Genomic DNA, 25,756 nt, shown 5'->3' on the forward strand with positions numbered 1-25,756 from the left:
CCCCGAGGGCGAGATGGGGGGAACACCCCATGTCGCCGAGGGGTCCGCGCACCCTAGCCTCGATGGTGGTGGGCCCCCCCCGGGGGGGGGGGCCCCCCCCCCCCCCCCCCCCCCCCCCGCGTTCCGCCCTCGGTCCCTGGCGTCGTTCCGGGGCCCGAGGGCTCGCTGCTCAACGGTCGACGATCGGCCCGTTCCCGTGGAAGTCGACCCGGGGCGCGTTCCGCACCGCCGGGTTCTCGACCTCGAAGTACTCGGCGCGCTGGAAGCCGAACATCTTCGCGACGACGTTCGCCGGGAACGTCTCGACCTTGGTGTTCAGCGTGCGCACGTTGGCGTTGTAGAACCGGCGGCCGGCCGCGATGCGGTCCTCGGTGTTCGTCAGCTCGTCCTGGAGCCGACCGAAGTTCTCGCTCGCGCGCAGCTGCGGGTAGGCCTCGGCCACCGCGAAGAGCCGCCCCAGGGCCTGGGTGAGCTGGTTCTCCTTGGCCGCCTGGTCCGCCGGACCCGTCGCGGTGCCCGCCGCGGCCGATCGAGCGGCAGCCACCTCCTCGAACACGCCACGCTCGTGCGCGGCATAGCCCTTCACGGTCTCCATGAGGTTCGGGATGAGGTCGTGGCGTCGGTGCAGCTCGACGTCGATCTGGCGCCAGGACTCCTGCACCAGGTTCCGCAGCCGGACGAAGCCGTTGTACTGCGCGACCGCCCAGAACAGGACGATCAGGACGACGATGCCGATGACGATCAAGGCGATGGTGCCGCCTGTCATGCTGCCCCCTTGGGCTGAGCTGGTCGGACCGCTCGCCCGAGCACCGCACGACCGGACCTGACGGACCGGGCGCGAGACGCCGTCGGGCGGCGCGGAAGGTAGGTGCATCGTAGCGGCGCAGCCGCTCGCCGGACCGCACGGCTCACGGCGACGGCGTGCCCCACGGCGGCGCCCCGGCCTCCGGCTCGGGACGCACCTCGCGCGGGCCGCGCGACGCCTGCTGTCCCCGGCACGGCGGGACCGCGCCCCGGTCCAGCCACACGAAGTCCGGGACGGCGTCGACCACCACGGCCAGACGCGAGAGCGTCGGGAGGACGTTGTCGGGGACCGTCCGCCCGCCCGTCCACGCGAGGATCGCGTCCCCCTCGATCCGCAGGAACCGCCGCTCGAAGTCCGCCTCCAGCAACCGGTGCATGGTGCGCGGGTGCAGCACGTCGTGCGCGAACCGCAGGTCGCTCGCCTGGACCCGCCACGCACGGTTGAAGGCGTCCGACTCGAGCTGGACGTCCTGCCCGCCGAACACCTTGGCCAGCCTCGCGCCGAGCCCCTCCGGGGTGAGCTGGAGCGTGGGGAACGAGGCATGCAGCAGCAGCGCGACCACGTGCGCCGAGTGCGTCGTCGACTCCTTGCCCGAACCCGTGGTCCAGCTGAACGTGAACGACAGCGCCGAGCGTCCCTCGTACGGGCCCGTCAGGACCTCGGTCGCCCGTCGCGACCGCCCCTCGTCGAACGGGGTGCCCCGCCACCGGCGAGCCAGCGCAGGGTCGGCACCATGGTGCTCCCAACCGTTCTCCGCAGCCCACCGTTCGAGCAGCGCGACGCGCGCCCGGTGCCCCCACCAGCCGACGAGCACCCCCGCGACCGCGAGCAGCGCCATCCCGACCACGAACCACGAGCCGTCCATCGTTCCCCCCGGGCCGCGTCCGCCGTCAGACGGACCGGTCAGGCCAAGTCGAAGTCGGTCAGGCCGAAGATCGAGTGGTAGGGCACGCCCAGCGCCTCGATCTTCTCGCGCGCGCCCGTGTCGCGGTCCATGATCGTCGCGACGCCCACGACCTCGGCGCCCGCGGCCCGCGCGGCCTCGATCGCCGTGATGGGCGAGCCGCCCGTCGTGGTCGTGTCCTCGACGACGACGACGCGGCGCCCTGCGATCTCCGGGCCCTCGATCTGGCGCTGCATGCCGTGCGCCTTGGCCGCCTTGCGCACCACGAACGCGTCGAGGTCCTGTCCGCGCGAGGCCGCGGCGTGCAGGAGGGCGGTCGCGATCGGGTCCGCCCCCAGCGTCAGGCCACCCACGGCGTCGACCTCGGCCGTGCCCAGCCCGACCTCCTCGAGCTGGTCCAGCAGGACGTGCCCGACGAGCGGGGCCGCACGGTGGTGCAGCGTGACGCGGCGCAGGTCCACGTAGTAGTCGGCCTCCTTGCCGGAGGACAACGTCACCTTCCCGTGCACGATCGCGAGCTCGGCGATCAGGTCGCGAAGCTGCTCGCGAGGCGTCGGGGACAGGTGCGTGGAGGTCTCGGTCATGAGGTCAAGGCTAGCGGTCCGACGCGTCCGCGGGCCGCGGGCTCTCGCCCTCCGGGTGCTCCGGGGCCCGAACGTGAGCGAGGACACCGGCGAGCAGGAGAGCGAGGTCACGCACGTCCTCGACGGGCGCCGTACCGTCCGTCCAGGACAGGATCGCGCGGCCCTCGAAGCGCAGACGGGACCCCACGTACGCGGGGTCCAGGAGCCGTTGGCGCACGGCCTCCGTCAGGAGGTCGTGCGCAGCGAGCTCGTCGGGGGCGCGCACCGTCCAGGTCGAGGCGAACGCCGGGTCGTCGAACACGACCTCACGGCCCACCACGCGCTGGACCGACGGCTGCCGGTACCCCACGGGCACGACCTCGACCGTCGGGACGTCCCACGGGACGTCGAGGGCCACGACCTGGCACTCGACCATCGTGGGGCGCCCGCGTCCTGCCATGGTCGCGGCGGAGCGCCACGCGTACCGGAACGTGACGAGCGGCCGGCCGTCCACGGCCCCGCGGCGAAGGTCCTCGACCCTGCCGCGGTCCTGGACGTCGAACGGGGCCCCCTTCCAGCGGTCGAGCAGGGACTCGTCGGGCGGCGCAGGCTCCCAGCCCAGCTCCCGCACGAGCGCGTCCTGCGCGTCCCGGCGCGCACGCCGGGCGACCACGGCCAGCACGGCCACCGCGACCACGAGCACCAGCAGGACGCTCAGCACGACCAGCCCGACGACGGACTCGCGGCTCATGCGCGCCTCCTGCGTCGCACTCCCCTAGCGCCCCTCGAACGCCCGCACGGCCGCGCGCGGCGCGACCTTCAGCAGCCCCGACGCGAGCCGGTACCGCAGCGACGGCGTCGAGATCACGACGCCGCGGCGCACGTCCGCGAGAGCCGCGGCCACGACGCGGTCGGCGTTCAACCACGCAACCTCGGGGAGCTGTGTGTAGTCGATCCCGGCGCGCTCGTGGAACTCGGTGTGCGTGAGCCCGGGGCACAGCGCGGTGGCCGTGACGCCCGTCCCGCGCAGCTCGACCGCGAGCCCCTCGGTGAAGGTCCGCACCCACGCCTTGGCCGCCGAGTAGGTCCCGCTCGCGGTGAGCGCCGCGACCGACGCGACGTTGAGGATCGCGCCGCGCCCACGCTCGGTCATCTGGCCGGCGGCGGCGTGCGAGAGCACGAGGACCGCGCGCACCATGACGTCGAGCGCCTTGACCTCGGCGTCGACGTCGCCGCCCACGAACCGCTGGTGCACCGCGTAGCCCGCGTTGTTGACGAGCAGGCCCACGGGGCGCTGCCCTGCCTCGTCCTCCTGCGCCACGGCGAGGCGCGCTGCGACGCGCGCGACGTCGTCGGGCACCGAGAGGTCCGCCGGGAGCACCTGGACCCGCACGCCGGCCGCAGCACGGATCTGCTGCGCGACACGCTCGAGGCGTTCCTCGTCGCGCGCGACGAGGACCAGGTCGTGACGGGCCGTGGCCAGCTGCCACGCGAACTCGAGCCCCAGGCCGGCGCTGGCGCCGGTGATCAGTGCAGTCGCCATGGGCCCCAGCCTAGGGGGCGCGGGGCGGTCGCGAGACCCGCACGCCCGACGACGTCGCGCACCGTCCCGCACCCGGGGCGCGGGACGCGTGGGTCACCCCGGATAGCCTGTCGCCATGCGTCTCGCCACCTGGAACATCAACTCGATCCGAGCCCGCGCCGAGCGCGCCGTCGCCTTCCTCGAACGCTCGGGCACCGACGTGCTCGCGCTGCAGGAGACCAAGTGCAAGGACGCCCAGTTCCCGCACGCGGTCTTCGAGGCCGCGGGGTACGAGGTCGCGCACTTCGGGCTGAGCCAGTGGAACGGCGTCGCGATCGCCTCGCGCGTGGGGATCGAGGACGTCGAGACCGGGTTCGCGACCCAGCCCCACTTCGGGGCCGAGCCGCACCTGGAGGCCCGCGCCATCGGGGCGACGTGCGGGGGCGTACGCGTGTGGAGCCTGTACGTGCCGCACGGGCGCGCGCTCGACGACCCCCACTACCCGTACAAGCTCGAGTGGCTGCACAACCTGCGCACCCAGGCCGCAGGCTGGCTCGAGGCGGACCCCGGCGCGCAGGTCGCGCTCGTCGGGGACTGGAACGTCGCGCCGCTCGACACCGACGTGTGGGACCCGGCCGTGTTCGCGGGGCACACGCACACCTCCCCGGCCGAGCGCGAGGCCTTCGCGGCGTTCACGGCGGCCGGGTACACCGAGGTCACGCGCGACTTCTTCCCCGAGGAGCACAAGTACACGTACTGGGACTACCAGCAGCTGCGCTTCCCCAAGAACCAGGGCATGCGGATCGACTACGCCTACCTGTCCCCCGCGCTGCGGGCCCGCGCGACGGGCGTCGAGATCGACCGCGACGAGCGCAAGGGCAAGGGCGCCTCGGACCACGTCCCGGTGATCGTGGACTTCTCGGACTGACTCCCCACGGGTGCCGAGAACGGGGTTGGGGTCGTTCTGAGACCCAGAACGACCCCAACCCCGTGTTCGGCAACGGAGGCTTACTCAGCCCAGCGTCACGACGACCTTGACCTCGGAGCCCGCGGGCTGGACCGGGACCGGCTTGGTCGGGTCGAGGTCCTCGCCGTCGAGCGTCACCGACCGCACACCCTTCGAGACGTGGTCCGGGTTGCGGACCTCGATCTCGTAGACCGCGCCACGCCACTCACGGCGCACCTCGAAGCCGTCCCAGTCCTTGGGGATCGACGGGTCGACGACCAGGCCGTCGAGGGCCAGGCGCACACCGAGGATGTACTTCGTCGCGGCCGTGTACATCCAGCCCGCCGTACCCGTGAGCCACGGGTTCTGCGCCTTGCCGAACCACTCGTGGTCGCGGCCGTACAGGAACTGCACGTACGCGTACGGCTCGGCCCCGCGGACCTCGATGTTGTCGTTCTGGTTGTACGGCAGGATCGCGTCGTAGAACTGCACCGCCTCGTCGCCGCGGCCCAGCATGGCCTCGGCGATGATCGGCCACGCGTTCGGGTGCGAGAAGATCGCCGCGTTCTCCTTGATGCCCGGGTACACGCGCGTCACGAACCCGACCGTGTCGTCGACCTTGGTGAACGCCGGCCAGTTCAGGTGGTTGCCGTACTCCGAGCCCAGGAGCTCGCGCACCGAGTCCATCGACGCCTCGCCGCGCTCCTGCGTCGTGATGCCCGCGATGACGGGCCACGCCTGGTGCTCGAGGAAGATCTTGCCCTCGTCGTTGTCGTTCGAGCCGATCTTCACGCCGTCACGCGTGTACCCACGGATCCACCAGGCGCCGTCCCAGAGCTGGGTGTCGGCGACCTTCGCGATGCGCTCGAGCTCGGCCTCGTACTTGGCGACGTCGGCGGCCGCGCTCTCGTCCCCGGCGACCGCACGGTGCCGTGCGACCTCGAGGAACGCCTGGATGGCCCACGCGTGCAGGAACGTGACCAGCGAGGTCTCGCCGCCGCCCAGGTTGAGGCAGTCGTTCCAGTCCGCACGCAGCCCCAGGGCCACGCCGTTCTGGCCGATCTGCTCGCTCGAGAAGTCGAGCGCGCGCGTCAGGTGCTCGTACACCGTGGCGGGCGTGCCCTCGGCGAACGGGATCTCCTCGTCGAGGAATTCCAGGCGACCGGTCTCCTTGACGTACTCGACGACCGACGGCACGAGCCACAGGTGATCGTCCGAGCACGTGTCCTCGAGCCCGTGGATGAGGTCCTTGGGGTCGGGCGTCGGGACGATCGTGGGCGACGGGACGTCGGGGAGCTTGGGCGCGTCCGGGTCGAACGCCTTGGGCTCGAACAGGTGCAGGCCGTAGCCCGCCTCCGTCTGGGCACGCAGGAGCTCGACGATGCGCTGGTGCGTCTTGGTCGGGTTGGTGTGGATGACGCTCATGACGTCCTGTGCCGTGTCGCGGAAGCCCAGGCCGCTGCGGCCGCCGACCTCGACGAACGACGCGAAGCGCGACCACACGACGCAGGTCTCCGCCTGGAGCAGCGTCCACGAGTTGATCATGGTGTTCATGCCCTCGTGGGGCGTGCGGATGCGCAGCTTGTCCTGCTTGGCCTTCCAGTACGCGGCCAGGCGCGCACGCTCGGCGTCGACGGTCGCGACGTCCGCGTACTTGGCCTGCATCGCGCGGCCGGCCTCGGCGCGCGAGCCGTAGCCGAGCATGTAGACGAGGCGCTTGGTCTCACCCGGCTGCAGCGTGATCTTGTGCTGGAGCGAGCCGCAGTGGTTCTGCGTCGTCGCGCTCTCGTTCGAGCCGTGCCCGCGCTCGATCGCGATCGGGTTGGCCTCGGAGCGGTAGGGGCCGATGAAGTTGTCGCGCAGCGAGTCGTACGACGACGGCGCCTCGCTCGACGCGAAGTAGTGGAACGTCCACGGCTCGTAGTAGGCGTCGTACTCGATGATGCCGTCCTCGTACGACGACCCCGTCGAGTAGAGCGACATCTGCAGGTTCTGGTTGTCGATCGTGATCGTGTGGAAAGAGAACTCCACGTACGACCCGACCGTCAGCTCACGGACCTCGTCGGTCGTGTTCGTCAGGCGCACGTCCCAGATCTCGACGTCGTCGTCCAGGGGGATGAAGATCGTCTGCTGGGCGTCGATGCCCTTGTACTGGGCCTCGAACGTCGAGTAGCTCAGGCCGTGGCGCGTCGTCCAGCGACCGGCACCGCCCGCGGGGTCGATCGGGTCGCCGTCGGCCGCGAGCGGCTTGCCCACCGGCTGCCACGACACCGACCAGAAGTCGCCGTCGGCCTCGTCGCGCAGGTACACGTAGTGCCCCGGACGGTCGAGGGGGACGCCGTTCTGGCGGAACCGCGAGATGCGGCCCGTCTGCGCCGACTTGTAGTACGAGTAGCCGCCGCCGTTGTGCGAGAGCACGGTGCAGAAGTCCTTGGTGCCCAGGTAGTTCGTCCACGAGACGGGGACGTCTGGGCGCTCGATGACGTACTCGTCACGAGCGGTGTCGAAGTGGCCGTAGCGCATCGTCGGGTCGGTTCCTGTCGGTGAGAGGTGCGGGTGGGGTGGGGGTGGGCCGACCCTCCGGGGTCCGAGGACCCCGGAGACTCAGACGCCTGCGGTGACGAAGCCCTTGAGCCAGTCGAGCAGCTCGGCGGCCTTCTCAGGCGAGTCCGCCTCGACGAACATGCGCAGCACGGGCTCGGTCCCGGAGAACCGCAGGAGCGCCCAGTTGTCGTTCTCGAGGACGATCTTGGTGCCGTCGAGGTGCGAGATGCTCACGACCGGGTAGGGGCCGATGCGCGTGAGCGGGTCCGCCTCGAGGCGGCGCGGCACGGCCACCCGCATCTCCGGCGTGGAGTCCACGCCTGCCTCGAGCGTGTAGAGGCGCCCCGTGATCTCGTAGATCATCTCGCGCAGCTCCGAGATCTTCTTGCCCGTGCGGGCCAGCATCTCGACGACCAGGGCGCACGCGAAGATGCCGTCCTTGCCGAGGATCCAGCCACGGACCGTGAGGCCGCCCGAGGACTCGCCGCCGAGCACGGCGCCGATCTCCTCCATGCCGGCCGTGACGTGCTTGAAGCCCACCTTGACCTCGCGGGACTCCTCACCGAAGTGCGCGGCGAGCCGGTCGAGCAGGTGGGTCGTGGCGAGGTTGCGCACGACGCCGCCCTTCTCGCCGCGGAACTCGTGCAGGTACCAGTACAGGAGGAGCAGGAGGTCGTTGGTCGAGATGTACTCGCCCGTCTCGTCGACGATCCCGATGCGGTCCGAGTCACCGTCGGTCGCCATGCCGAGGTCGTAGCGGCCGCCACCCTGCTGGATCATCGAGATCAGGGTCGACAGACGCTGCAGGTCCGGTGCGGGGGCGATGCCACCGAACAGCGGGTTGTGCGACGCGTGGATGAACTCCGAGCGCACGCGCATGTCGTTGAGGATCGTGCCGAGCGTGAGCTGGCTCGTGCCGTACATGGGGTCCACGATCACGCGCAGGTCCGAGCCGCGCACCGCGTCGACGTCGACGATCTTCTCGATCGCGTCGACGTAGGGCTCGGTGAGGACCTTGTCCACGACGAGCCCGGCCTTGCGGGCGACCGCGAGGTCGAGCGTGATGACGTCGTCGACGCTGAGCGCGTTGGCCTCGTCCTGGTAGCGGTCCGTCTCGTCGTCGAGGGGGAGCGAGCCGTCCTGGCGGAACACCTTCATGCCGTTCCACTCGGGCGGGTTGTGGCTCGAGGTGACGATGATGCCGTAGGCCGCGCCGAGGTACGGGGCGGCGAACGTCACGAGGGGCGTGGGGACGTCGTCGGGCAGGAGCGTGACCGGGATGTTGTTGCCCGCGAAGACCTCGGCCGCCGCGATGGCCGACTCGCGCGAGAGGAAGCGGCGGTCGCCGCCGATGACGACGCCCAGGCCGTCGATCCCCTTGCGGACCGTCTCGTTCGCGATCGCCTGGCACAGGCGACGCACGTTGGCGAGCGTGTAGCCCTCGCCGATGATGGCGCGCCACCCGCCGGTGCCGAACACGATCTTGGTGTCGGTGTTCTTCTTGGGCATGAACAGGCGCTTGAGGAGGATGTCCGCGGCCTCCTGGAGCTCCTCGGGGGTGTTGATGCCCCGGACCTCGTCGGTGTCGTAGATCCGGTACGACGAGATGCTCTTGTGCTTGGCGATGACGCGGCGGGCGAGCTCGGTGAGCCGGTGCTCGCCTCCGGCGACCATGGCCTCGAGCTCGGAGAACAGCAGGTCGGGGGCTGCGACGTAGGCGCCCACGTTGACCTCGATGGGCTCCCCGTCGGGGTGCGCGTCGGCGGGCCGGTCCTCCTCCTCGAGGATGGCCGTGATCTCGCCGTCGTGGCGGACGATGCGCCCGTAGGTCGGGAGGTCCTCGGTCACGACGGCCGCGAGCAGCGACAGGTCGGCGGCCTTGAGCGTGTGGCGCGTCAGGAGCCCGAGGAGGGACTCGGACCGCAGGAGCGGGGTGTCGGCGTAAGCCACGAGGACCTCGCTCGCGGGACGCCCGAGCGCCTCGACCGCGGCACGGGCCGCGAGCACGGCACCGCCCGTCCCGGGCAGGTCTTGCTGCTCGACGTACCGCAGCCCCTCGCCGAGCAGTCCCCGCACCGTCGTGTCGCCGGGGGCCACGACGACCACGATGCGGTCGTCGGCGACGACCTTGCGGACGTTCGCGACGGCGAGCTCGACCACCGTCGCGTCTCCGAGCGGGCGCGTGATGAGCTCGCGCGAGGCGTCGTCGTGGCCTGCGGCGAGGACCACCGCCGCTCGATCGTTCGTGGTGGCGGGAGCCTGTGCGGCCTGTGGCAGGGTCATGACGTCCTCACTGCTCGGTGATGCGTCGTGCGCGGCCCGTGCAGACCACGCTCGGTAGGGCACCAGAGAGGCGAGCGAAAAAAGCACGACTCCTTCCAAATCCCTCGTGCGAGGGTCCGCGGAAGCCCGGTACCACCACCGATCATAGACGCGCCAACGGCCCTCCCGAAGGCCTCCGGGGGCTTTGGGGTGGAATCCTCACAAAATATTCGTCCGGAACCCGCGCGCACCGACGAGGCCGTGCCCAGTGGGGGGTCTCGGCAGCGGTCGCGGGTCATGGCTACGGTTCTCCCATGACGTCACCTCCACCGCAGGGCTCGGACACCCCGGACCAGGATCCGTTCGCGCCACCGGTCCCCCCGTACTCGCCCGGCGGAGCGTCACGCCAACCCCCGCTCGTGCCGTACCGCCTCCCGACCGGGTCGGACGACGCCCCCGCCCCGGCGGACCCGTACGCGCCCCCGGCCCCGGGGTTCCCGACGACGCCTCCGCCCGCGGGCAACCCGGCCTACGGTCCGTACGGGGCCCCCGGGACCCCTGTCTACGGGAGCCCGCCGGGGGCGTACGGGACCGATCCGTCCGCCCTCTCGTACCCGCCGGGCTACCCCGGCGCGTACGGCCCCGGCCACCCGACCGGCTACGGCCCGCAGCCGGGCTGGCCGACCCCGTCGTGGGACGCCTCGTTCGCTCCCCCGCCACGGCAGAACGGCCTGGCGCTCGCGTCGATGATCACGTCGCTCGTGGGCCTGGCCTTCTGCATGGTGCCCGGGGTCGTCGGGCTGATCCTGGGCATCGTGGCGCTGCAGCAGATCTCGCGCGACGGGACGACCGGCCGCGGGTTCGCGATCACGGGCATCGCGGTGGGCGCCGTCGCGACCGCCCTCGTGGTGCTGTGGCTCTTCGCGATGATGGGGTCCTGGTGAGCAGCCCGCCCTCCCCGCACGAGTACGACCCGGACGTCTACTACGCACCCGGCTGGCAGCCCCCTGCCCCGCGGACCGAACCGCTGGCCGTCGCCGCCGTGGCGACGGGGCTGCTGCTCGGCCCGGTCGGTGTCGGGGTCGGGGCGGCCGCGCTCGCGCGCATCCGGCGGGACGGGACCCGTGGCGTGGGCCTCGCCTGGGCGGGCATCGCCCTGGGGGTCGCGGTGACGCTGACGGCGGTCGCGGTGCTCGTCGCGCTGTTCGTCGGCAAGGCCGCGACGGCACCGCTGCCCACCGACGTGAGCGAGCCCCGGTCCGCGCACGCGCGCCAGCTCGTCCTGGGGAACTGCCTGGCCGAGCTGCCCGACGACGGCGAGGTCGCCACGGTGCGGGTCGTACCCTGCGCGGACCCGCACGAGGCACAGGTCGTCGCGCGGACCGACTTCGCCGCGGACGCGGGGTGGCCGGGGCAGGACGTGGCTGACGCCCGGGTGTCCCGGGTGTGCTCGCCCGCGGTGCTGTCGGCGGACGCGCCCACGGACGGCGTCGAGCTGGTCGTGTGGTCGCCGTCCGAGGCGTCCTGGGCGCGGGGCGACCGGACCGGGCTGTGCGTGGCGAGCACCGCGGCACTCACCGAGGGCTCCCTGATCGGCTGACGCCCCGGGGAGGAGACCCACCCGTGTGCCCGGCGAGGTCAGTCCTCGGGCACCGGGTCCTCGTCCACGTGGATCAGCGCGAGGTAGGAGCGCAGGCCGGCCACCATGTCGACGGGCGGACGCGGCGTCCCGCGCTCGATCAGGAACTGCACCTGCAGCCCGTCCATGACGGCGACGAGGGCCCTGGACACTGCGGTGACGTCGATCCCGGGCCGCAGTCGTCCCTCCGCGGCGCGACGGGAGACCTCGTCCCGGATGCGCGCCAGGACACCGTCGTAGCGTCGCTGGAAGTACGCGTGGGCCGGGTGGTCGGGCGACGTCGCCTCGGCCGAGAGGATGCAGAAGAGCTCGACGATGCCCGGCCGGGCCGCGTTGCGCTCGACGACCCGCACGAGCGACTCGAAGTAGTCGAGCCCTTCCTCGCGGTCCTGGGCGAACAGGGCGAAGTCCGCCTCGTCACGACGTTCGAGCACCGCCTGGAGCAGCATCTCCTTGGTGGGGAAGTGGTGGAGCAGACCCGGGTGCGAGATCCCCACGCGCGAGGAGATCTCGCGCAGCGAGGCCGAGTGGTAGCCGACCTCGCCGAAGAGCCCCGTCGCGGCCTCGATGATCTCGTCGCGCTTGGCGCGCCCCTTCGCATAGCCGCGAGGCGCTGCGCCGGTTCCCGGGCCGGGGCCGTCGCGGCGGGCGTCCCCCCGGGAGGCTGGCTCCGCCGTCGGGCGGGCCGGGCCGCTGGCGTGCAGGTCTGACGTCGTGCTGGGCATGTGCCCTCCCCCATGAAGTGTGATTCCCCGCGAGCGTAGCGCCGCCGACGGCGGCGACCCGTCGCGTTCCACTCTCGACGCCGGGTGACTCAGGGACCACCGCCCCGAGGCCGTGTCGGTGTGAGCGCTCTCAGGGGAACCGCTGCCGGGACCCGTGGCGCCCGCCGCCGCCACCGCCGTTCCACCGCAAGTCGCAACCCACCTTCCCCCTTCCGCCAGAAGCGCCCACGACCACCCGGAAGACAGGCTGGAGGCACGGCGCGCGGCACCCTGCCGCACGACCGGAGGAGAGGGGATCCCCCGATGCCAGCCATCGAGATCGTGGGCCTGCGCAAGTCCTACGGGACGTTCGACGCCGTCCGCGACGTGAGCTTCGCCGTCGAGCCCGGGAGGGTCGTGGGGCTGCTCGGCCCCAACGGCGCGGGCAAGACGACGACGCTGAACGTCCTGCTGGGGCTCGCGTCCGCGAGCGCCGGCACCGCGACGATCCAGGGCAGCCCGTTCGCGGCCCTGGAGAAGCCGGCCTCGACCGTGGGCGCGCTGCTCGACGCGGGCGGCCTGCACCCGGGCCGCAGCGGCCGCGACCACCTGCGGGTCCTCGCGACCGCGGGCGGGACCGGGGGCCGGCGGGTCGACGAGGTGCTCGCGCTCGTCGGGATGGACCGTGCGGCCGACCGGCGGGTCCGGACGTACTCGCTCGGGATGCGTCAGCGCATCGGGCTGGCCGCGGCGCTCCTGGGCGACCCGCAGGTCCTGGTGCTCGACGAGCCCGCGAACGGCCTGGACCCCGCGGGCATGCGGTGGATGCGCGAGGTCCTGCGCTCGTTCGCCGACGGCGGCGGGGCGGTGCTGCTCGCGAGCCACGTCCTGGCCGAGGTCACGCAGGTGGCCGACGACCTGGTCGTGATCGGCCAGGGCCAGGTCATCGCCGACGGCCCGCTCACGGACCTCGTCCGGGGCGAGTCCCTGGAGGACTTCTACCTGAACCTGACCGCCGAGACCGAAGGAGTGCGCTGATGTTCCGCGCCGAGCTGCTCAAGCTACGCACGACCCGCACGCCCTGGGTCCTGGGGATCGTCGCCCTCGCGGGAATGATCCTCGTCCAGGCCCTGACGATCGCCTTGCCGCGCGTCCTGTCGAGCCTCGAAGGGCTGGGTGGAGGCGCCACCGTGGGCCTCCAGGCCTCGCCCGAGATGACGGCCGACCTCGCCCCGGACCTCACCGGGCTGACCGACCTGGGCGCCGCGCCCGTGCAGCGCGCGATGCTGGACCTGCTGGGCAACGGCCCCGCGGGCTCGGGCTCCGCAGGGGTCTCGGTCATCTGCATGCTGCTGCTGGGCGTCCTCGCGGTCACGACCGACTTCCGCACGGGCGGCATCGTCCCCACGGCCCTCGTCGTCCCGTCCCGCCTGCGCGTCCTCGCGGGCAAGGCGGGGGCGACCGCGGTCGTCGCGCTCGTGATCGGCGCCGCGCTCGCGGTGCTCACGGCCCTGGGCCTTCTCGCGGCCGTCGCGTCGACGCCCGGCGCGCAGCTCATGGTCGACGCGGGCGACGTCCTGGGGGTGTGGGGGCGCGGACTGCTGGTCCTCGTGCTGTTCGCGTGGCTCGGGCTGGGCATCGGGACGCTGATCCGCGGGCAGGTCGCGGCGATCCTGGTCGTCGTCGGGCTCGTGGTGGTCGAGCCGTTGGTCCAGGCCGCGGTCGTGCTGCTCTCGGGTGGCACGTCGAGCGCCGCGGCGTGGCTGCCGCTGGGCCTGGGGTCGCTCGCGTCGACCGGCCAGAGCGCGACGTCGGTCCTGGGCGGCCTCGCCCCGATGGGCGTCGGGGTCGCGGTGCTGGGACTGGTCGCCTGGGTCGCGGTCGCGCTCGGGTCGGGCGCGGTGACGTTCCGCCGCCGCGACCTCGTCTGACGCGTCGTCCGTCGGGCGCCCCGGCCACGTACCGTGGTGCCCGACGGCGCCGCCGACACCGCCCGCCCGCCCGGACCCGAGAGGAACCTTCGTGCTCGACGCCCTGCACCGCCGGCTCGCCGCCCTGGGCATCCGTACCGAGACGGGCCGCGACGCCCTGCTGGGCGCGGTCGTCGCGGTCCTCACGGTCGGCTTCCTGCTGGTGATCGAGCGCGTCGCGCTGACGGACCTCGGCATCCTGGTCGAAGGGGCGCCCGACTCCCTGCGGTTCTCCACGGGTGGCCGCGTCGCGGCGATCGTGATCGTCGTCGCGCAGGCCATGGCGCTCACGCTGCGCCGTCGTGCACCGCTGCTCGCGCTCGCGCTGGTCGTCGTGGGCCAGGTCGCGCTCGTGCCCGTCCTTCCCGCCCTCGTCTCGTTCCAGGCCCCGGCGACACTCGTCGCGGCCTACTCGGTCGGGGCGTACGCGCCGCGCCGCACGGCCCTGTGGGCGGCCGGGACGGCCGCGGGCGTGCAGGTCCTCCTGGGCTTCGTGCTCGGCGGCCCCGTGCCGATCACCTCGGCGGGCCCCACGCCGGTCGCGGTCCAGGTCTGGGGAGGTCTCGCCTCGGCCCTCCTGACGTACGTGGCCTCGGCGCTCGTCGGCGCGTACGTCGGCACGCGCCGCGAGCTGTTCGCCCAGCTCCGGGGGCGGGTCGCCCAGGCCGAGCGCGAGCGCGACATGCTCGCGGCCCAGGCCGTCCTGGAGGAGCGCGGCCGCATGGCCCGCGAGCTGCACGACGTCGCCGCGCACCACCTGTCGGGGATCGTCGTGCAGGCGGCCGCGGCCGAGCGCCTGGTCGACCGCGACCCCGAGCGCGCCAAGGAGTCGATGCGCTGGATCCGCACCCAGGGACGCGAGACGCTCGACAACCTGCGCCTGGTCGTCGGCATCCTGCGCAGCTCGTCGCAGACCGGCCCCGGCGAGCCGGGCGAGGAGGCACCGGCCGCACCGCAGCCCACGCTCGACGACGCGGACGAGCTGCTCGACCTCGCGCGCAGCGCCGGCGCCGAGGTGCGCGACGTGCGGCTCGGCGAGCCGTTCGGCCTGTCCCCCGCCGTCCAGCTCACGGTCTACCGCGTGCTCCAGGAGGCGCTGACCAACGCGCGCCGGCACGCGCCCGGGCGCGCGATCGAGGTCGTCACCGACCACCAGCAGGCCGCGCTCGTCGTCACGGTGACCAACCGGTTGCCCGTCGCGGCGATCGGCTCGGGTGGCCGGGCCGGGCCGCCTGGGCCGGGCAGCCCAGCGCCCGGCGCCCCTGCCGCCCCGGCCCCGCCCGGCCACGGCCTCATCGGCATGACCGAGCGCGCGCACCTCGTCGGCGGGACGCTCGACGCCGGCCCCGTGCCCGGCGACGGCTGGCGGGTCCGGCTCACGGTCCCCCGGCCGGTCGACCCCGTGTCCCCCACCATCCCCCAGCGCTCGGCGACGTCCGCGGACGAGCCGGGCTCCGCCGTCGGGCAGGAGGCCCCATGACCCGAGTGGTGCTGGTCGACGACCAGGCCGTCGTCCGCGCAGGCTTCACCGTGATCCTCGAGAGCGAGGGCTTCGAGGTCGTCGGCGAAGCGTCGAACGGGGCCGACGCCGTGCGCGTCGCACGCCGCGAGCGCCCCGACGTCGTGTGCATGGACGTCCGCATGCCCGGCGGGGACGGCATCACGGCGACGCGCGCGCTCGCGGGTCCCGGCGTCGTCGACCCGGTCCCGGTGCTCGTGGTGAGCACGTTCGACCTCGACGACTACGTGTTCGGCGCCCTGGAGGCCGGGGCGAGCGGGTTCCTGCTCAAGGACGCCGAGCCCGACGTCCTGGTCGACGCGGTGCGGCGCGTGGCGTCGGGCGAGGGGCTCGTCGACCACACGCTCACGCGGCGCGTGATCGACGAGTTCGCCCGACGGCGGTCCCCCGCGTCCCCGGACGACGTCGCCTCAGGTCTGCTCACCTCGCGCGAGCACGACATCCTGGCGCTGCTGTGCCGGGGGCAGTCGAACGCCGAGATCGCCTCGACACTGTTCCTCGAGGCGAGCACCGTGAAGTCGCACCTGAGCCGGATCATGACCAAGACGGGCCTGCGCGATCGCGTCCAGCTCGTGGTGTGGGCGTACGAGCACGGGATCGCGGCGCCCGGCACCCCCTGAACACGCCGGGCCCCCGCTGAGTGCGGAGTACTTGTCGTCGATCGGCTCGTTCGACGACAAGTACTCCGCACTCAGCGGTCGGGCAGGTGGCCGGGCGGCGGCTCAGCCGCCCGCGACCGGCAGGTAGACCCGGCCGCCCGCGTCCGTGAACTCGCTCGACTTCTCCGCCATGCCCGCCTCGATCGCCTCGACCGAGGTCAGGCCGTTCTTCTCGGCGTACTCGCGCACGTCCGCGGAGATCCGCATCGAGCAGAACTTGGGCCCGCACATCGAGCAGAAGTGCGCGGTCTTGGCGGGCTCGGCCGGCAGGGTCTCGTCGTGGAAGGCGCGCGCGGTGTCGGGGTCGAGGGAGAGCGCGAACTGGTCGTGCCAGCGGAACTCGAACCGGGCACGGGACAGCGCGTCGTCCCGCAGCTGCGCGCGCGGGTGCCCCTTGGCGAGGTCGGCCGAGTGCGCCGCGATCCGGTACGTGATGACGCCCGTCTTGACGTCGTCGCGGTCGGGCAGCCCCAGATGCTCCTTGGGCGTGACGTAGCAGAGCATCGCGGTCCCGGCCTGGGCGATGATCGCGGCCCCGATCGCGGACGTGATGTGGTCGTAGGCGGGCGCGATGTCGGTCGCGAGGGGGCCGAGCGTGTAGAACGGCGCCTCCTCGCACAGCTCCTCCTCGAGGCGCACGTTCTCGACGATCTTGTGCATCGGGACGTGCCCCGGACCCTCGATCATGACCTGCACGCCGTAGGACTTCGCGACCTTGGTCAGCTCGCCCAGCGTGCGCAGCTCGGCGAACTGGGCCGCGTCGTTGGCGTCCGCGATCGACCCCGGTCGCAGGCCGTCGCCGAGCGAGAACGTCACGTCGTAGTCGCGCAGGATCTCGCACAGCTCTGCGAAGTGCGTGTACAGGAACGACTCCTGGTGGTGCGCGAGGCACCAGGCGGCCATGATCGAGCCGCCCCGGGACACGATGCCCGTGACGCGGCGCGCGGTCAGCGGGACGTAGCGCAGCAGGACGCCCGCGTGCACGGTCATGTAGTCGACGCCCTGCTCGGCCTGCTCGATCACGGTGTCGCGGTAGATCTCCCACGTGAGCCTCGCGGGGTCGCCCTTGACCTTCTCGAGCGCCTGGTAGAGCGGCACGGTCCCCACGGGGATCGGGGAGTTGCGCAGCACCCACTCGCGGGTCTCGTGGATGTCCTTGCCCGTCGAGAGGTCCATGAGGGTGTCGGCGCCCCAGCGCGCGGCCCACACCATCTTCTCGACCTCCTCCTCGATCGAGGACGTCACGGCCGAGTTGCCGATGTTCGCGTTGATCTTCACGCCGAACGCCTTGCCGATGATCATGGGCTCGATCTCGGGGTGCCGGCGGTTGGCCGGGATCACGGCCCGGCCGCGGGCCACCTCGTCCCGCACGAGCTCGACGTCGACGCCCTCGCGCGCCGCGACGAAGCGCATCTCGTCGGTGATGACCCCGGCCCGCGCCCAAGCGAGCTGCGTGCGGGCGCCGCCCGTGCCGTGCTCGGTGGCGACGGCGTCGGGCCGCAGCCACGACGCCCGCAGCGCGGGCAGCCCGCCCGCGAGGTCGAACGCCGCCGGGTCGTCGACCTCGGTGTACGGGCCCGAGGTGTCGTACAGGTCCAGGTGCTCGCCGTTGCTCAGGAGCACGCGGCGCTCGGGGACGCGCAGGTGCTCCGCGCCCGGGACCGGGTGGTGCACCTTGGCAGACCCGGCGATGGGTCCGGTCGTGATGGTGTGCGCGGGCACAGCGGTCTCAGAGCTCATTGCTCTCTCCCTACGTCGGCATGATCCGAACAGGTTCGAACGGTCGGCGGCGCTGAGCCGCCCTCTCAGCTCGCTGCTGCGAGCTCCCGTGGGTGTGTGGAGTTGTGGGTCGTGCTGGTGGTGCGGTGGTGCTGGGTGGTGCGGTCGTCACCGTAGCGCAGGTTGCACGACGGCGGCGCGGGCGTCCCGCGATCAGCCCGGCTCACCCAGCGTCGAGGTCCGTCACCTCTCCTTGAAGTACTTGAACAGGTGCTTCTCCCGGGTCGCGAGCGCCCCGACGACCGCTCCGACGAGCACCGCGCCCGCTCCCGCGAGGACGGTCCGCATGCCGATGACCCAGGTGCTGAGGTGGTCGGCGGGAAGGCCGGCATCGGCGGCGAGCCACCACAGCACCGGAACGGTCACGATCACGGCGGCACCGGTCCACGCCGCGGTCTCCAGGAGCACCTGCCAGGTCAGCGCCGAGCGCGGGACCCGGGCGTGCAGGGCTGCGGCGAGCTCGAGGCGGCGCAGACGAATCGCGGCGAAGCCCAGGGCCAACCCCAGGAAGGCGGCGGCGATCGGCGCGGGCTTCGTCAGACGATCCCTGAACTCGGCGCTCGCGTCGTACGTCGCGCCGAGCCGGCCGTTGAGCTGCTTCTGGGTGGGCTGAACCTCGGAGGCTGAGTCGGCGACGATGGTCGTGCGCAGGAGCGTCGCCGTCTCGGGCTCCACGGGCCAGATCTCGACCCAGCACGAGTCGAACAGTCCCGCCGCAGGCACCGGCGCGACTGCTGCGTAACCGAGCGCGCGGTCGCGCCCGTCGTCGGGGTACGGGTAGACGGCGCCGACCCGCGCGGGACCGGTGCTCGTCGCGATCGAGTCACCGGCGGACGCGCCGAGCGCCTCGGCCAGGTCCGCGGACAGCCACAGTCCCGCCCCGGCGACCCGGCCGCGGTCGAGCGCGCCGAGCAGCCCGGGGGTCGCCTCGAAGCCGGTCAGCTCGCTCGACGGCAGGTTGAGCGCCCGCACGGGATCCCCCGTCCGCAGGGCTCCGGCGGCGTTCACGCCGTCGACCCCTGCGAGGGCCTCGCAGCGTGCCCCGTCGACCTGCCCGGTGGCCTCGAGGATCTGCACGCTCGCGCCCGCGTCCCGGTACTCACGGGCGCCCTCGATCACGCCCGCGACCGCACGCACGTCGACCGCGGCGAGCGCCCCCACGACCACGACGAGCACCGCCGCGAACAAGGTCGCGCGCGTCGTGCCGGACCCGACGTTCCGCCACGCCTCGGACACCACGGACGCGGCCCGCATGGCACGCGCCCGCACTGGTCGCGCGGGCTTCTCCCCCGGCCCGACGCCGCCACTCGCCTCCGCGCGGAGGTGCGCTCCGCCGTCGGGCACGGTGGGGGTTGCTGAACCCGTGACCTGACCGAGGGGCTGTGCGCCACCGGGACGGTGCGAGGCGCCCGGGGACGTGGCCAGGCCGGGTCCCGCCGCGCCGTCGGGCACGGGGCCCTGCTCGGTGGCGGTCACGCCGCGACCTCCGCGGACTGGAAGTCGGCGAGGTCGATCACGCGCGTGCAGGCGTCGCGCGTGTGCGGGTCGTGCGTGGCGACCACGACGATCGAGTCGTCCTGGGCGATGCCGGCCAGGACCTCGTTGACTGTCGCGGCCGTGCGCAGGTCGAGCTGCGCGGTGGGCTCGTCGACCAGGAGCAGATCCGGGGCCAGGGCCACGGCACGCGAGAGCATGAGCCGCTGGGCCTCTCCGCCCGACAGCGCCCGGAAGGGTCGGTCGGCGACCGACGTCAGGTTGAAGCGCGCCAGGATCTCGGCAGCCCGGTCCTCGGCGTCGGGGCGGCGCAGTCCGCGCGCCAGCAGCGGCAGCACCACGTGGTCGAGGGCGGCGCGACGCGCGACACCGTGCGGGTTCTGGAAGACCCACCCCGTCGTGGCGACCCCGACGCGCTCGACCTGCCCCTGCGTGGGGCGCTCCCAGCCCGCGACGATGCTCAGGAGCGTCGACTTGCCGCTGCCCGAGGGCCCGACGAGCGCGACCACCTCGCCCGCCACGATCTCCAGGTCCAGTCCGGCGAAGAGCAGCCCGGTGCCGGGGAACGCGTGCCCCAACCCCGCCCCGACCAGCCGCTTGCCCCCTACCGGCACGTCTGGCCCTCCTCCTGCGAGGTGAGCTTGACCTCGGTGGGAGCGGCCGCCGCGTCGAGGCCGTCGAACGTCACGAGGGTCTGCCCCAGGCTCGACGCGACGACCGTCACGGGGTACGCCGTGCCGTCCGCGCTCACGCAACCGGTCGCACCGCTCAGCGCGAACAGCGACCCCGGTGGCACGACCGACACGTCGAGAGGCGCGGCCAGCACGTACTCGAGCGTCAACGGCTCGGACCCCTCGGTGCGCTGCCACCCGGCGAACTCCATGCTGCCGCGCACGGCCTCGAGGAACGTCGGGTCCGTGACCACACCGCCCTCCCCGACCGGTGCGCTCAGCTCGCCCAGGCGCAGCACGCGGTCCCCGGGCGTGACGTTGGAGAGAGTGTCCGACAGGCCGAGCGAGACCAGCGTCCCGGCGGTCGTCGCGAACGCCTCCTCGGACGTCGCGGCTCCCACGGGCACCTCGCACGCCTTGACCGTGACCGACGACGCAGGCAGCCACAGCACTGACGCCACCGGCAGGTCCCCGGTCGGCTTGGCCACGCCCGCAGCCTTGAACAGCTTGGTCACGGCGGCCTTGGTCGTGTCGCCGTAGGTGCCGTCCGCGCTCACCTTGTGCCCGAGGCGAGTGAGCTCGACCTGCAGGGCCTTCACGTCGTCGCCCTTGGCCGTGGGAGCCAGGTCCCGCCACAACGGGATCGACGTCGCGAGCGCCACGACCGGACGGTCGTCGACCGTGGCCGGGCTCGATCCCGACTCGATCACGGCCCCCGGGGCGCACACCGAGCGCGTGACCTTGCCCTGGTCCGCGACGGACAGCGTGCCCTCCTCCGCGACGACCGGGGTGACCTTGACCTTGCGGGCGTCGTCGAACACCTGACGCGAGACCGGAACGGTTGCGGGTGGCGTCGCACTCCGCACGCTCTGCGGTTCCGCCTGCGGCGCCAACGCCATGCCCGCCGTGACACCCCCCGCGAGCAGCACCACCGCCGCGAGCGCGAGCGCGCCCACGCGGGCCGCTCCTGAGCTTGCGGCCCTGGGCCGGGCGGGGCGTCGATCTCTGGTCACTGCTGCTCCTCGGGTGGTGCGCATGCGTGGTTGCTGCCGGGGTGTGCGATGTCGTGATGTCGACGTCGTGATGTCGACGTCGTGATGTCGGGGACTACTGCTCCGGGTCCCGCTCGCAGGCCGTCATCTCAAGAGGTGGCGCTTGCCCGGCCAGCGCTCCCGGAGTCTCTGTCGTCGAACCGTCGTCGGCGACGTTCATGCCGGTCCCGTAGCTCGACATCTCCTCGATGTAGTCCGCCTTGTCATAGCCCTCGTCGCGATGACCGCCGCGGACCAGGCAGTCGGCGACGGCCTGCATCAGATCCGTGTTCTCCGGGTTGTCGGCCACCGCCCAGTAGAGGGCCTCAAGCACGGCGAGATCGACCTTCTCCTCGCACTCGGCCATGATCGCTTCCCTGCGCGCGCGATCCGCGTCGAGCTGGTCCTGCGGGGTGTCCCAGGTCGAGCCGACGCCCTCGACCTTGACCCCGCCTTCCTGGGTGCGACTGGCCGCGAGCCCCTGGTCCCGCATGCACTGGACCGACTCGTCCTTGACCTGGTCGTACTCGGCGGCGGTGATGACGTCGTCCTCGAGAATCGCTCGGGAAACCTCTGCGGTGACTTCATCGCGGGCCTTGGCGAACTCGGCCGCGTAAGGATTGCGCACCTCGGACTCACCCGAGCACCCGGTCACCAAGGCCACCGCCAGAGCGGTCCCCAGCGACGCCCCCGCCCCCCGTCGTCGAACAGTCCTCAGCATGTGCTCTCCCCCCAGGTGTGCGACCCCTGCGACGCGGAAGCTGCCCGCTGCTTTGAGCACGCACGATAGCGGCCGACGGTTCCATCGCGCTCCGCCCCTCGAGGCGCCGCCGGAGGCCTCACTGCTCTGGACTCGCCTCCTCATTGTTGTGTCCCTTTGCCCACCGCAGACCAGGCAGTCCGCGATTACCTGCGGCACGTCCTCGTTCTGCGGGCTCCCGCGAGCCTGCCAGTATTCGCGTCAGGTACGTCGAGGTCTTCCGGACGGGCAGTGTGAGAACCCGCATCCTGGGGGACCTCGTCCCCTCCCCGACCCGACTCAGCCAACCAGCCCAACACCCTCATCTGCGTTGAGTCTCTGACCGTCTGGTTTCTGAAGCTCTCCAAGGCGCCCGCTGCAGGTTCACGCCCGCCTGCGCCTCCGGCCCGCTGCCCCGTGGGCGTCGCCGCCCACGGATCACTCTCGGTTTTCCATCGCCTGCAGGGGATCGGTGAGGCATAGCGACGACTCTGGCGAACCCGTGCCCGGCAGGTTCTGGTCCTTGAGGTCTTGTGCGTACTGTTCACCGGTGTACGTCTCGTCAACGACTTTGAACTCGCGGAGACACTGCGCGATGAGCTCGTTGAAGTCCACCCTGTTCGGGTTTGTCGTGATCACCGTGTAGAGCGGCACGACCTCCCGGAGACCCACACTGATCTCACATTCGTCCTGGACGGACTTGAGCTCCTCGGTGTATTCCCCTTCGGTCTGATATGACTCCACACCGAACTCGTCAACCCAGGTCTCGACCGCAAGCCCACGGTCACCCATGCAGGCGATGAACGCGTCCTGGACCTCCCGGTACTCGTGCTCCTCGAGCGTTCCGTCCTGGGCGATGTGGCGCACCAGATCGATAGACGTGGATTCCGCGAGCGCACGAACATCAGGCTCCCACGGAGAAGCCTCAGGGCCCTCGGACGTGCCGTCAGTAGAGCACGCCCCCAGCATCAGGACCGTCGCTATCGCTGCCCCTGTCCAACACATTCGCTGCACTCAGATCACCACTCCATCCACACCTGGAGCGACCGACGCACCCCTGGGCGCGTCGGCCGCCTCTACGCCAACTCAGCTACTACTGGTGAATCAGGCAAATGCAACGAGCCGGTTGGTCACCCAGGACGAGTTCACAGTGCCGGTCTTGGAGTTCTGGCCCGGACCCGCCCACAGTGCCGGCCACGTCGTGACCTTGGTGCCGGTGGCGGGGTTCTGGTAGGTCATTCCAGCCTTCGCACCCCCGCAGGTGTAGTTCGTCACCAGCGCGTACCCGGGCGTGTTCTCACCCGGGTGAAGGTACGCGGAGCACGACGCCGCTTTGAGAAGCCCCTGCGGAGCCAGGCTGGCAGGACCCGGCACCATCCCACAAGGGATTCGTCAGGACTTCTCACTATCTGAACTGGACGTACGACCTGGTAACCACGTAGACGCGCCCAGGTCGTCGGGCTCGGCACCACACCATGCCGGGCTCGGCGGGGTGAACGCCCATGACTCGTCGTACACCGTCGTTCCACCCGCCTCAGCACGTCCCGGGGAGCGCGTCTCCCCGTGCCCGCCGTGCCGTCCGGCCTCCACTCAGCCCACACCTGTCCTGCCGTCGTCGCGCCCTGACGCGCCCTACCGCTCGGGGAGGGGATCAGCCCTCGGCCGGCGCCCCCTCCGCGATGTCGTCCGACGTGTCGGGCTGGTACACGCACACCCACAGCGCCCCGGCGCGGACGCTGACCTCGAGCTTCTTCGCGGGCTCGATCACGTCGCCGTCGAGCTGGCGCGGCTGGGGCCGGTCGGAGATCACGGAGATCCGCGACCCGCGCAGCACCTCCATGTTGGGGACGCGCCCCTTGCCGCGCAGCACGCCGACGAGGAGCTGTACCCAGTGGCCGAGGTTGCGGGGCGCGATGATCGCGACGTCCATCTGGCCGTTGTCGGGCTCGGCGTCGGGCAGCAGGTTGACGCCCGCCTGGAGCTTGCCGACGTTCCCGACGACCACGGTCCGCGCCCGACGGCGCAGCACCGGCCTGTCGTCGACGCGCACCTCGACCTTCATCTCGTCGTCGGCGAGGTGCTTGAACGCGGAGACGACGTACGCGAGCACCCCGGCCTTGGCCTTGAGCGCGGTCGGGGCGTCCTCCATCATCGCGGCGTCGAGGCCCATGCCGGCCATGACGGCGAAGGCCTGCCCGTCGACCTCGCCGATGTCCACGGCCCGACGGCCGCGGTCGAGCGCGAGGCGGATGCCGTCCTCGGGACGGGGCGGGATGCCGAGGTTGCCTGCGAGGAGGTTCCCGGTGCCTCCGGGGAGGACCGCGAGGGCGGCGTCGGTCCCGACGAGCCCTTCGATGCAGGCACGCACGGTACCGTCGCCGCCGCTCACGAACACGACCTCGGCACCGTCCTCCACGGCCTGGCGGGCCTGGCCCGTGCCGGGGTCCTCCGCGGTCGTCTCGAGCCAGGCGGGGGTGGGCCAGCCGGCGTCGGCGAGCTGGGTCTCGATGGTGCTGCGGAGCTCGTCGAGGCCTTCGACGCGATTCGGGTTGACGATCACGGCCGAGCGGAGCGGCGCGTGGTCGAGGCGTTGCTGGGCGGCGGTCTCGGGCGCTTGTTCCTGGGACGGGTTCACACCTGAGTATGTCGTGCGCCGCGCCCGCTCGCCCGACAAGGGGACGACTCGGGCACTCCGGGCGCTCAGTACCCGAAGACCTGCACCCAGGTGTTGCCCGCGCGCCCCAGCCCCATGGTCGTGAAGTCGCAGTTGAGGATGTTCGCACGGTGCCCCTCGGACGCCATCCATGCGTCGACCACGGCCTGGGCGGTCTTCTGCCCGGCGGCGATGTTCTCGCCGCCCGGTCGTGCGTAGCCCTGGGCCGTGACGCGGTCGCCGAACGTCCGACCGTCGAGGCTCGTGTGGCTGAAGTACCCCTGCGCGACCATGTCCTGCGCGTGCAGGGTCGCGGCGCGCCCGAGCCGGTCGTCGGCGCGCAGCGCGGGGCAGCCCGCGGCGGCGCGGTGCGTGTTGACGAGCGCGAGGGCGGCGGCCGTGTCGCCCGCGGTGTCTCCCCCGCCCGACGACGTCGCTCCCCCCGCGCTCCCGGTGGCACCTGGCGTCGTGGTCGGGTCGGCGAGCAGCGCGGCCCGGGTCGCGGTGCCGGCGACCCCGTCGGGCTCGAGGCCGTTCGCGTCCTGGAACGTGCGCAGCGCGCGGTCGGTCCCGGGCCCGAACACGCCGTCGGCCGGCACCGTGGCCCCGTGCGCCTGGAGGCGCTCCTGGACCTGCTGGACCTCGGGCCCGGTCGCGCCCTGCTGGGGCGGTGCCGCGGGGGCCTCCGGGGCGGGTGCGGGTACCGGGACCGGGGCCTCGTCGGCGGAAGGCTCCGGCGCCGGGGCCGCGGCGGTGGGCTGCTCGGCGGCGGCGCCGGGCTGCTGCGCGGCCTTCCCGGCGGTCCCGGCGGTTCCGCCGCTGCCCGCCTCGGCGAGCAGCGGCTCGCGCCCGTCCGCGCTGCGGCTGGCGCGGTCGTCCCCCCGGCCGAGCGCGGCGTCCCAGCGGGCACCGATCGGTTCGAGGCCAGGTCCCTCGCCGCCGAGCTCCTGCGTCGCCGGGACCACGAGCAGCCCGCCCACGAGGCCGAGGGTCACGACCGCTACCTGCGGCAGACCACGAGGTCCGCGCGCCCTGCCGGTGGAGCCGGTGGTACCGGTCGAGCGGGCGTGCCGGACGGCCTCGGCGCGCCGCCGGCGACGCTGCGCCCGCGACGGCGAGGCGGCGGCCTGCTCGGCGAGGCGGCGCGCGGCGCGGGTCTGAGGAAGGCGGTCGGGCAACGGGGACTCCGGCGGCACGAGCGACCTTCCGTCGGTGGAATGTGGGCTGATTGCCCAGTATGCCCCGACACCGCGGGTGAAAACCAGGCGCCCGGTAGGACCGGGCGTCTGTGCGCCCCGCCCGAGATCGGGCCCGTTGTCGCCTTATGTCGAGCGAAGCGACAACCGGCCCGA

At 72.6% G+C, this 25,756-nt stretch carries 24 protein-coding genes and 1 riboswitch; of the genes, 7 read left to right on the forward strand and 17 right to left on the reverse strand.

The window, feature by feature from the left end; genetic code table 11:
- Positions 1–169: 169 nt before the first annotated feature.
- The 5 genes from H9640_RS05765 to H9640_RS05785 all read right to left on the reverse strand — a co-directional run bounded on the left by H9640_RS05765 (position 170) and on the right by H9640_RS05785 (position 3,815).
- Positions 170–766 (reverse strand): LemA family protein, encoded by a 597-nt coding sequence (locus tag H9640_RS05765; RefSeq protein ID WP_191789780.1) that lies wholly within the window; start codon positions 764–766, stop codon positions 170–172.
- 142 nt (positions 767–908) lie between these two features.
- Positions 909–1,670 (reverse strand): hypothetical protein, encoded by a 762-nt coding sequence (locus H9640_RS05770; protein WP_191789781.1) that lies wholly within the window; start codon positions 1,668–1,670, stop codon positions 909–911.
- A 38-nt stretch (positions 1,671–1,708) separates the two neighbouring features.
- A complete protein-coding gene (pyrE, locus tag H9640_RS05775) occupies positions 1,709–2,293 on the reverse strand; it encodes an orotate phosphoribosyltransferase (protein WP_191789782.1) in 585 nt (194 codons plus the stop codon).
- 10 nt (positions 2,294–2,303) lie between these two features.
- Positions 2,304–3,023, reverse strand: coding sequence for a hypothetical protein (locus H9640_RS05780; protein WP_191789783.1), 720 nt, complete (start codon positions 3,021–3,023; stop codon positions 2,304–2,306).
- 24 nt (positions 3,024–3,047) lie between these two features.
- A complete protein-coding gene (locus tag H9640_RS05785; RefSeq protein WP_191789784.1) occupies positions 3,048–3,815 on the reverse strand; it encodes an SDR family NAD(P)-dependent oxidoreductase in 768 nt (255 codons plus the stop codon).
- Between the two features lie 115 nt (positions 3,816–3,930).
- Here H9640_RS05785 and H9640_RS05790 point away from each other — a divergent pair, with 115 nt between their 5' ends.
- Complete coding sequence (locus H9640_RS05790) at positions 3,931–4,722, forward strand: exodeoxyribonuclease III (RefSeq protein ID WP_191789785.1); 792 nt, start codon at positions 3,931–3,933, stop codon at positions 4,720–4,722.
- 84 nt (positions 4,723–4,806) lie between these two features.
- Here H9640_RS05790 and H9640_RS05795 read toward each other — a convergent pair whose 3' ends face one another.
- The gene (locus tag H9640_RS05795; RefSeq protein WP_191789786.1) at positions 4,807–7,263 is read right to left on the reverse strand and encodes a GH36-type glycosyl hydrolase domain-containing protein; all 2,457 of its coding nucleotides are present in this window, start codon (positions 7,261–7,263) and stop codon (positions 4,807–4,809) included.
- Positions 7,264–7,344: 81 nt separating this feature from the next.
- Positions 7,345–9,567: an NTP transferase domain-containing protein gene (locus tag H9640_RS05800; RefSeq protein ID WP_191789787.1), complete on the reverse strand. Its 2,223-nt coding sequence runs from the start codon at positions 9,565–9,567 to the stop codon at positions 7,345–7,347.
- A 293-nt stretch (positions 9,568–9,860) separates the two neighbouring features.
- On the opposite strand from H9640_RS05800, the gene H9640_RS05805 reads away from it, so the two are divergent.
- Together H9640_RS05805 and H9640_RS05810 are read left to right on the forward strand one after the other, a co-directional pair.
- On the forward strand, positions 9,861–10,490 hold the full coding sequence (locus H9640_RS05805; RefSeq protein ID WP_191789788.1) for a DUF4190 domain-containing protein: 630 nt from the start codon (positions 9,861–9,863) through the stop codon (positions 10,488–10,490).
- Positions 10,487–11,146, forward strand: coding sequence for a DUF4190 domain-containing protein (locus H9640_RS05810; RefSeq protein ID WP_318243669.1), 660 nt, complete (start codon positions 10,487–10,489; stop codon positions 11,144–11,146). The genes H9640_RS05805 and H9640_RS05810 overlap by 4 nt, the downstream gene beginning before the upstream one ends.
- A gap of 38 nt (positions 11,147–11,184) precedes the next feature.
- Here H9640_RS05810 and H9640_RS05815 read toward each other — a convergent pair whose 3' ends face one another.
- On the reverse strand, positions 11,185–11,910 hold the full coding sequence (locus H9640_RS05815; RefSeq protein ID WP_191789789.1) for a TetR/AcrR family transcriptional regulator: 726 nt from the start codon (positions 11,908–11,910) through the stop codon (positions 11,185–11,187).
- Between the two features lie 303 nt (positions 11,911–12,213).
- On the opposite strand from H9640_RS05815, the gene H9640_RS05820 reads away from it, so the two are divergent.
- The 4 genes from H9640_RS05820 to H9640_RS05835 all read left to right on the forward strand — a co-directional run bounded on the left by H9640_RS05820 (position 12,214) and on the right by H9640_RS05835 (position 15,998).
- Complete coding sequence (locus H9640_RS05820) at positions 12,214–12,927, forward strand: ABC transporter ATP-binding protein (protein ID WP_191789790.1); 714 nt, start codon at positions 12,214–12,216, stop codon at positions 12,925–12,927.
- Positions 12,927–13,820 carry a hypothetical protein gene (locus H9640_RS05825; RefSeq protein WP_191789791.1) on the forward strand — a complete coding sequence of 298 codons (894 nt, stop codon included), beginning with the start codon at positions 12,927–12,929 and terminating at the stop codon, positions 13,818–13,820. The genes H9640_RS05820 and H9640_RS05825 overlap by 1 nt, the downstream gene beginning before the upstream one ends.
- Positions 13,821–13,911: 91 nt before the next feature.
- Positions 13,912–15,339, forward strand: coding sequence for a sensor histidine kinase (locus tag H9640_RS19590; RefSeq protein ID WP_191789792.1), 1,428 nt, complete (start codon positions 13,912–13,914; stop codon positions 15,337–15,339).
- Positions 15,336–15,998, forward strand: a complete 663-nt coding sequence (locus H9640_RS05835; protein WP_191789793.1) for a response regulator — start codon at positions 15,336–15,338, stop codon at positions 15,996–15,998. The genes H9640_RS19590 and H9640_RS05835 overlap by 4 nt, the downstream gene beginning before the upstream one ends.
- A 102-nt stretch (positions 15,999–16,100) precedes the next feature.
- Here the strand turns inward: H9640_RS05835 and thiC are convergent, their stop codons facing one another.
- The 9 genes from thiC to H9640_RS19055 all read right to left on the reverse strand — a co-directional run bounded on the left by thiC (position 16,101) and on the right by H9640_RS19055 (position 25,600).
- The gene (thiC, locus tag H9640_RS05840; RefSeq protein ID WP_191789794.1) at positions 16,101–17,777 is read right to left on the reverse strand and encodes a phosphomethylpyrimidine synthase ThiC; all 1,677 of its coding nucleotides are present in this window, start codon (positions 17,775–17,777) and stop codon (positions 16,101–16,103) included.
- A riboswitch (TPP riboswitch) is annotated at positions 17,768–17,877 on the reverse strand. Its footprint overlaps the gene before it by 10 nt.
- A 122-nt stretch (positions 17,878–17,999) precedes the next feature.
- Positions 18,000–19,292: a hypothetical protein gene (locus tag H9640_RS05845; RefSeq protein ID WP_191789795.1), complete on the reverse strand. Its 1,293-nt coding sequence runs from the start codon at positions 19,290–19,292 to the stop codon at positions 18,000–18,002.
- On the reverse strand, positions 19,289–19,924 hold the full coding sequence (locus H9640_RS05850; protein WP_191789796.1) for an ABC transporter ATP-binding protein: 636 nt from the start codon (positions 19,922–19,924) through the stop codon (positions 19,289–19,291). The genes H9640_RS05845 and H9640_RS05850 overlap by 4 nt, the downstream gene beginning before the upstream one ends.
- Positions 19,915–20,937 (reverse strand): peptidoglycan-binding domain-containing protein, encoded by a 1,023-nt coding sequence (locus H9640_RS05855; RefSeq protein ID WP_191789797.1) that lies wholly within the window; start codon positions 20,935–20,937, stop codon positions 19,915–19,917. The genes H9640_RS05850 and H9640_RS05855 overlap by 10 nt, the downstream gene beginning before the upstream one ends.
- 151 nt (positions 20,938–21,088) lie before the next feature.
- On the reverse strand, positions 21,089–21,676 hold the full coding sequence (locus tag H9640_RS05860) for a hypothetical protein (protein ID WP_191789798.1): 588 nt from the start codon (positions 21,674–21,676) through the stop codon (positions 21,089–21,091).
- Between the two features lie 513 nt (positions 21,677–22,189).
- On the reverse strand, positions 22,190–22,618 hold the full coding sequence (locus tag H9640_RS05865; protein ID WP_191789799.1) for a hypothetical protein: 429 nt from the start codon (positions 22,616–22,618) through the stop codon (positions 22,190–22,192).
- 237 nt (positions 22,619–22,855) lie between these two features.
- Positions 22,856–22,990 (reverse strand): hypothetical protein, encoded by a 135-nt coding sequence (locus H9640_RS19410; RefSeq protein WP_263598732.1) that lies wholly within the window; start codon positions 22,988–22,990, stop codon positions 22,856–22,858.
- Between the two features lie 412 nt (positions 22,991–23,402).
- Positions 23,403–24,386: a diacylglycerol/lipid kinase family protein gene (locus H9640_RS05870; RefSeq protein WP_318243670.1), complete on the reverse strand. Its 984-nt coding sequence runs from the start codon at positions 24,384–24,386 to the stop codon at positions 23,403–23,405.
- Positions 24,387–24,451: 65 nt separating this feature from the next.
- Positions 24,452–25,600: a CAP domain-containing protein gene (locus H9640_RS19055; protein WP_318243671.1), complete on the reverse strand. Its 1,149-nt coding sequence runs from the start codon at positions 25,598–25,600 to the stop codon at positions 24,452–24,454.
- Positions 25,601–25,756: the final 156 nt, after the last annotated feature.

The organism is Oerskovia gallyi (genome assembly GCF_014836745.1).
Classification (GTDB): domain Bacteria; phylum Actinomycetota; class Actinomycetes; order Actinomycetales; family Cellulomonadaceae; genus Oerskovia; species Oerskovia paurometabola.

Bases quoted from the DNA above. Each gene is read 5' to 3' on its own strand.
- H9640_RS05765 (WP_191789780.1), bottom strand. From the start codon at position 766: ATGACAGGCGGCACCATCGCCTTGATCGTCATCGGCATCGTCGTCCTG.
- H9640_RS05770 (WP_191789781.1), bottom strand. From the start codon at position 1,670: ATGGACGGCTCGTGGTTCGTGGTCGGGATGGCGCTGCTCGCGGTCGCG.
- pyrE (WP_191789782.1), bottom strand. From the start codon at position 2,293: ATGACCGAGACCTCCACGCACCTGTCCCCGACGCCTCGCGAGCAGCTT.
- H9640_RS05780 (WP_191789783.1), bottom strand. From the start codon at position 3,023: ATGAGCCGCGAGTCCGTCGTCGGGCTGGTCGTGCTGAGCGTCCTGCTG.
- H9640_RS05785 (WP_191789784.1), bottom strand. From the start codon at position 3,815: ATGGCGACTGCACTGATCACCGGCGCCAGCGCCGGCCTGGGGCTCGAG.
- H9640_RS05790 (WP_191789785.1), top strand. From the start codon at position 3,931: ATGCGTCTCGCCACCTGGAACATCAACTCGATCCGAGCCCGCGCCGAG.
- H9640_RS05795 (WP_191789786.1), bottom strand. From the start codon at position 7,263: ATGCGCTACGGCCACTTCGACACCGCTCGTGACGAGTACGTCATCGAG.
- H9640_RS05800 (WP_191789787.1), bottom strand. From the start codon at position 9,567: ATGACCCTGCCACAGGCCGCACAGGCTCCCGCCACCACGAACGATCGA.
- H9640_RS05805 (WP_191789788.1), top strand. From the start codon at position 9,861: ATGACGTCACCTCCACCGCAGGGCTCGGACACCCCGGACCAGGATCCG.
- H9640_RS05815 (WP_191789789.1), bottom strand. From the start codon at position 11,910: ATGCCCAGCACGACGTCAGACCTGCACGCCAGCGGCCCGGCCCGCCCG.
- H9640_RS05820 (WP_191789790.1), top strand. From the start codon at position 12,214: ATGCCAGCCATCGAGATCGTGGGCCTGCGCAAGTCCTACGGGACGTTC.
- H9640_RS05825 (WP_191789791.1), top strand. From the start codon at position 12,927: ATGTTCCGCGCCGAGCTGCTCAAGCTACGCACGACCCGCACGCCCTGG.
- H9640_RS05835 (WP_191789793.1), top strand. From the start codon at position 15,336: ATGACCCGAGTGGTGCTGGTCGACGACCAGGCCGTCGTCCGCGCAGGC.
- thiC (WP_191789794.1), bottom strand. From the start codon at position 17,777: ATGAGCTCTGAGACCGCTGTGCCCGCGCACACCATCACGACCGGACCC.
- H9640_RS19410 (WP_263598732.1), bottom strand. From the start codon at position 22,990: ATGACCTACCAGAACCCCGCCACCGGCACCAAGGTCACGACGTGGCCG.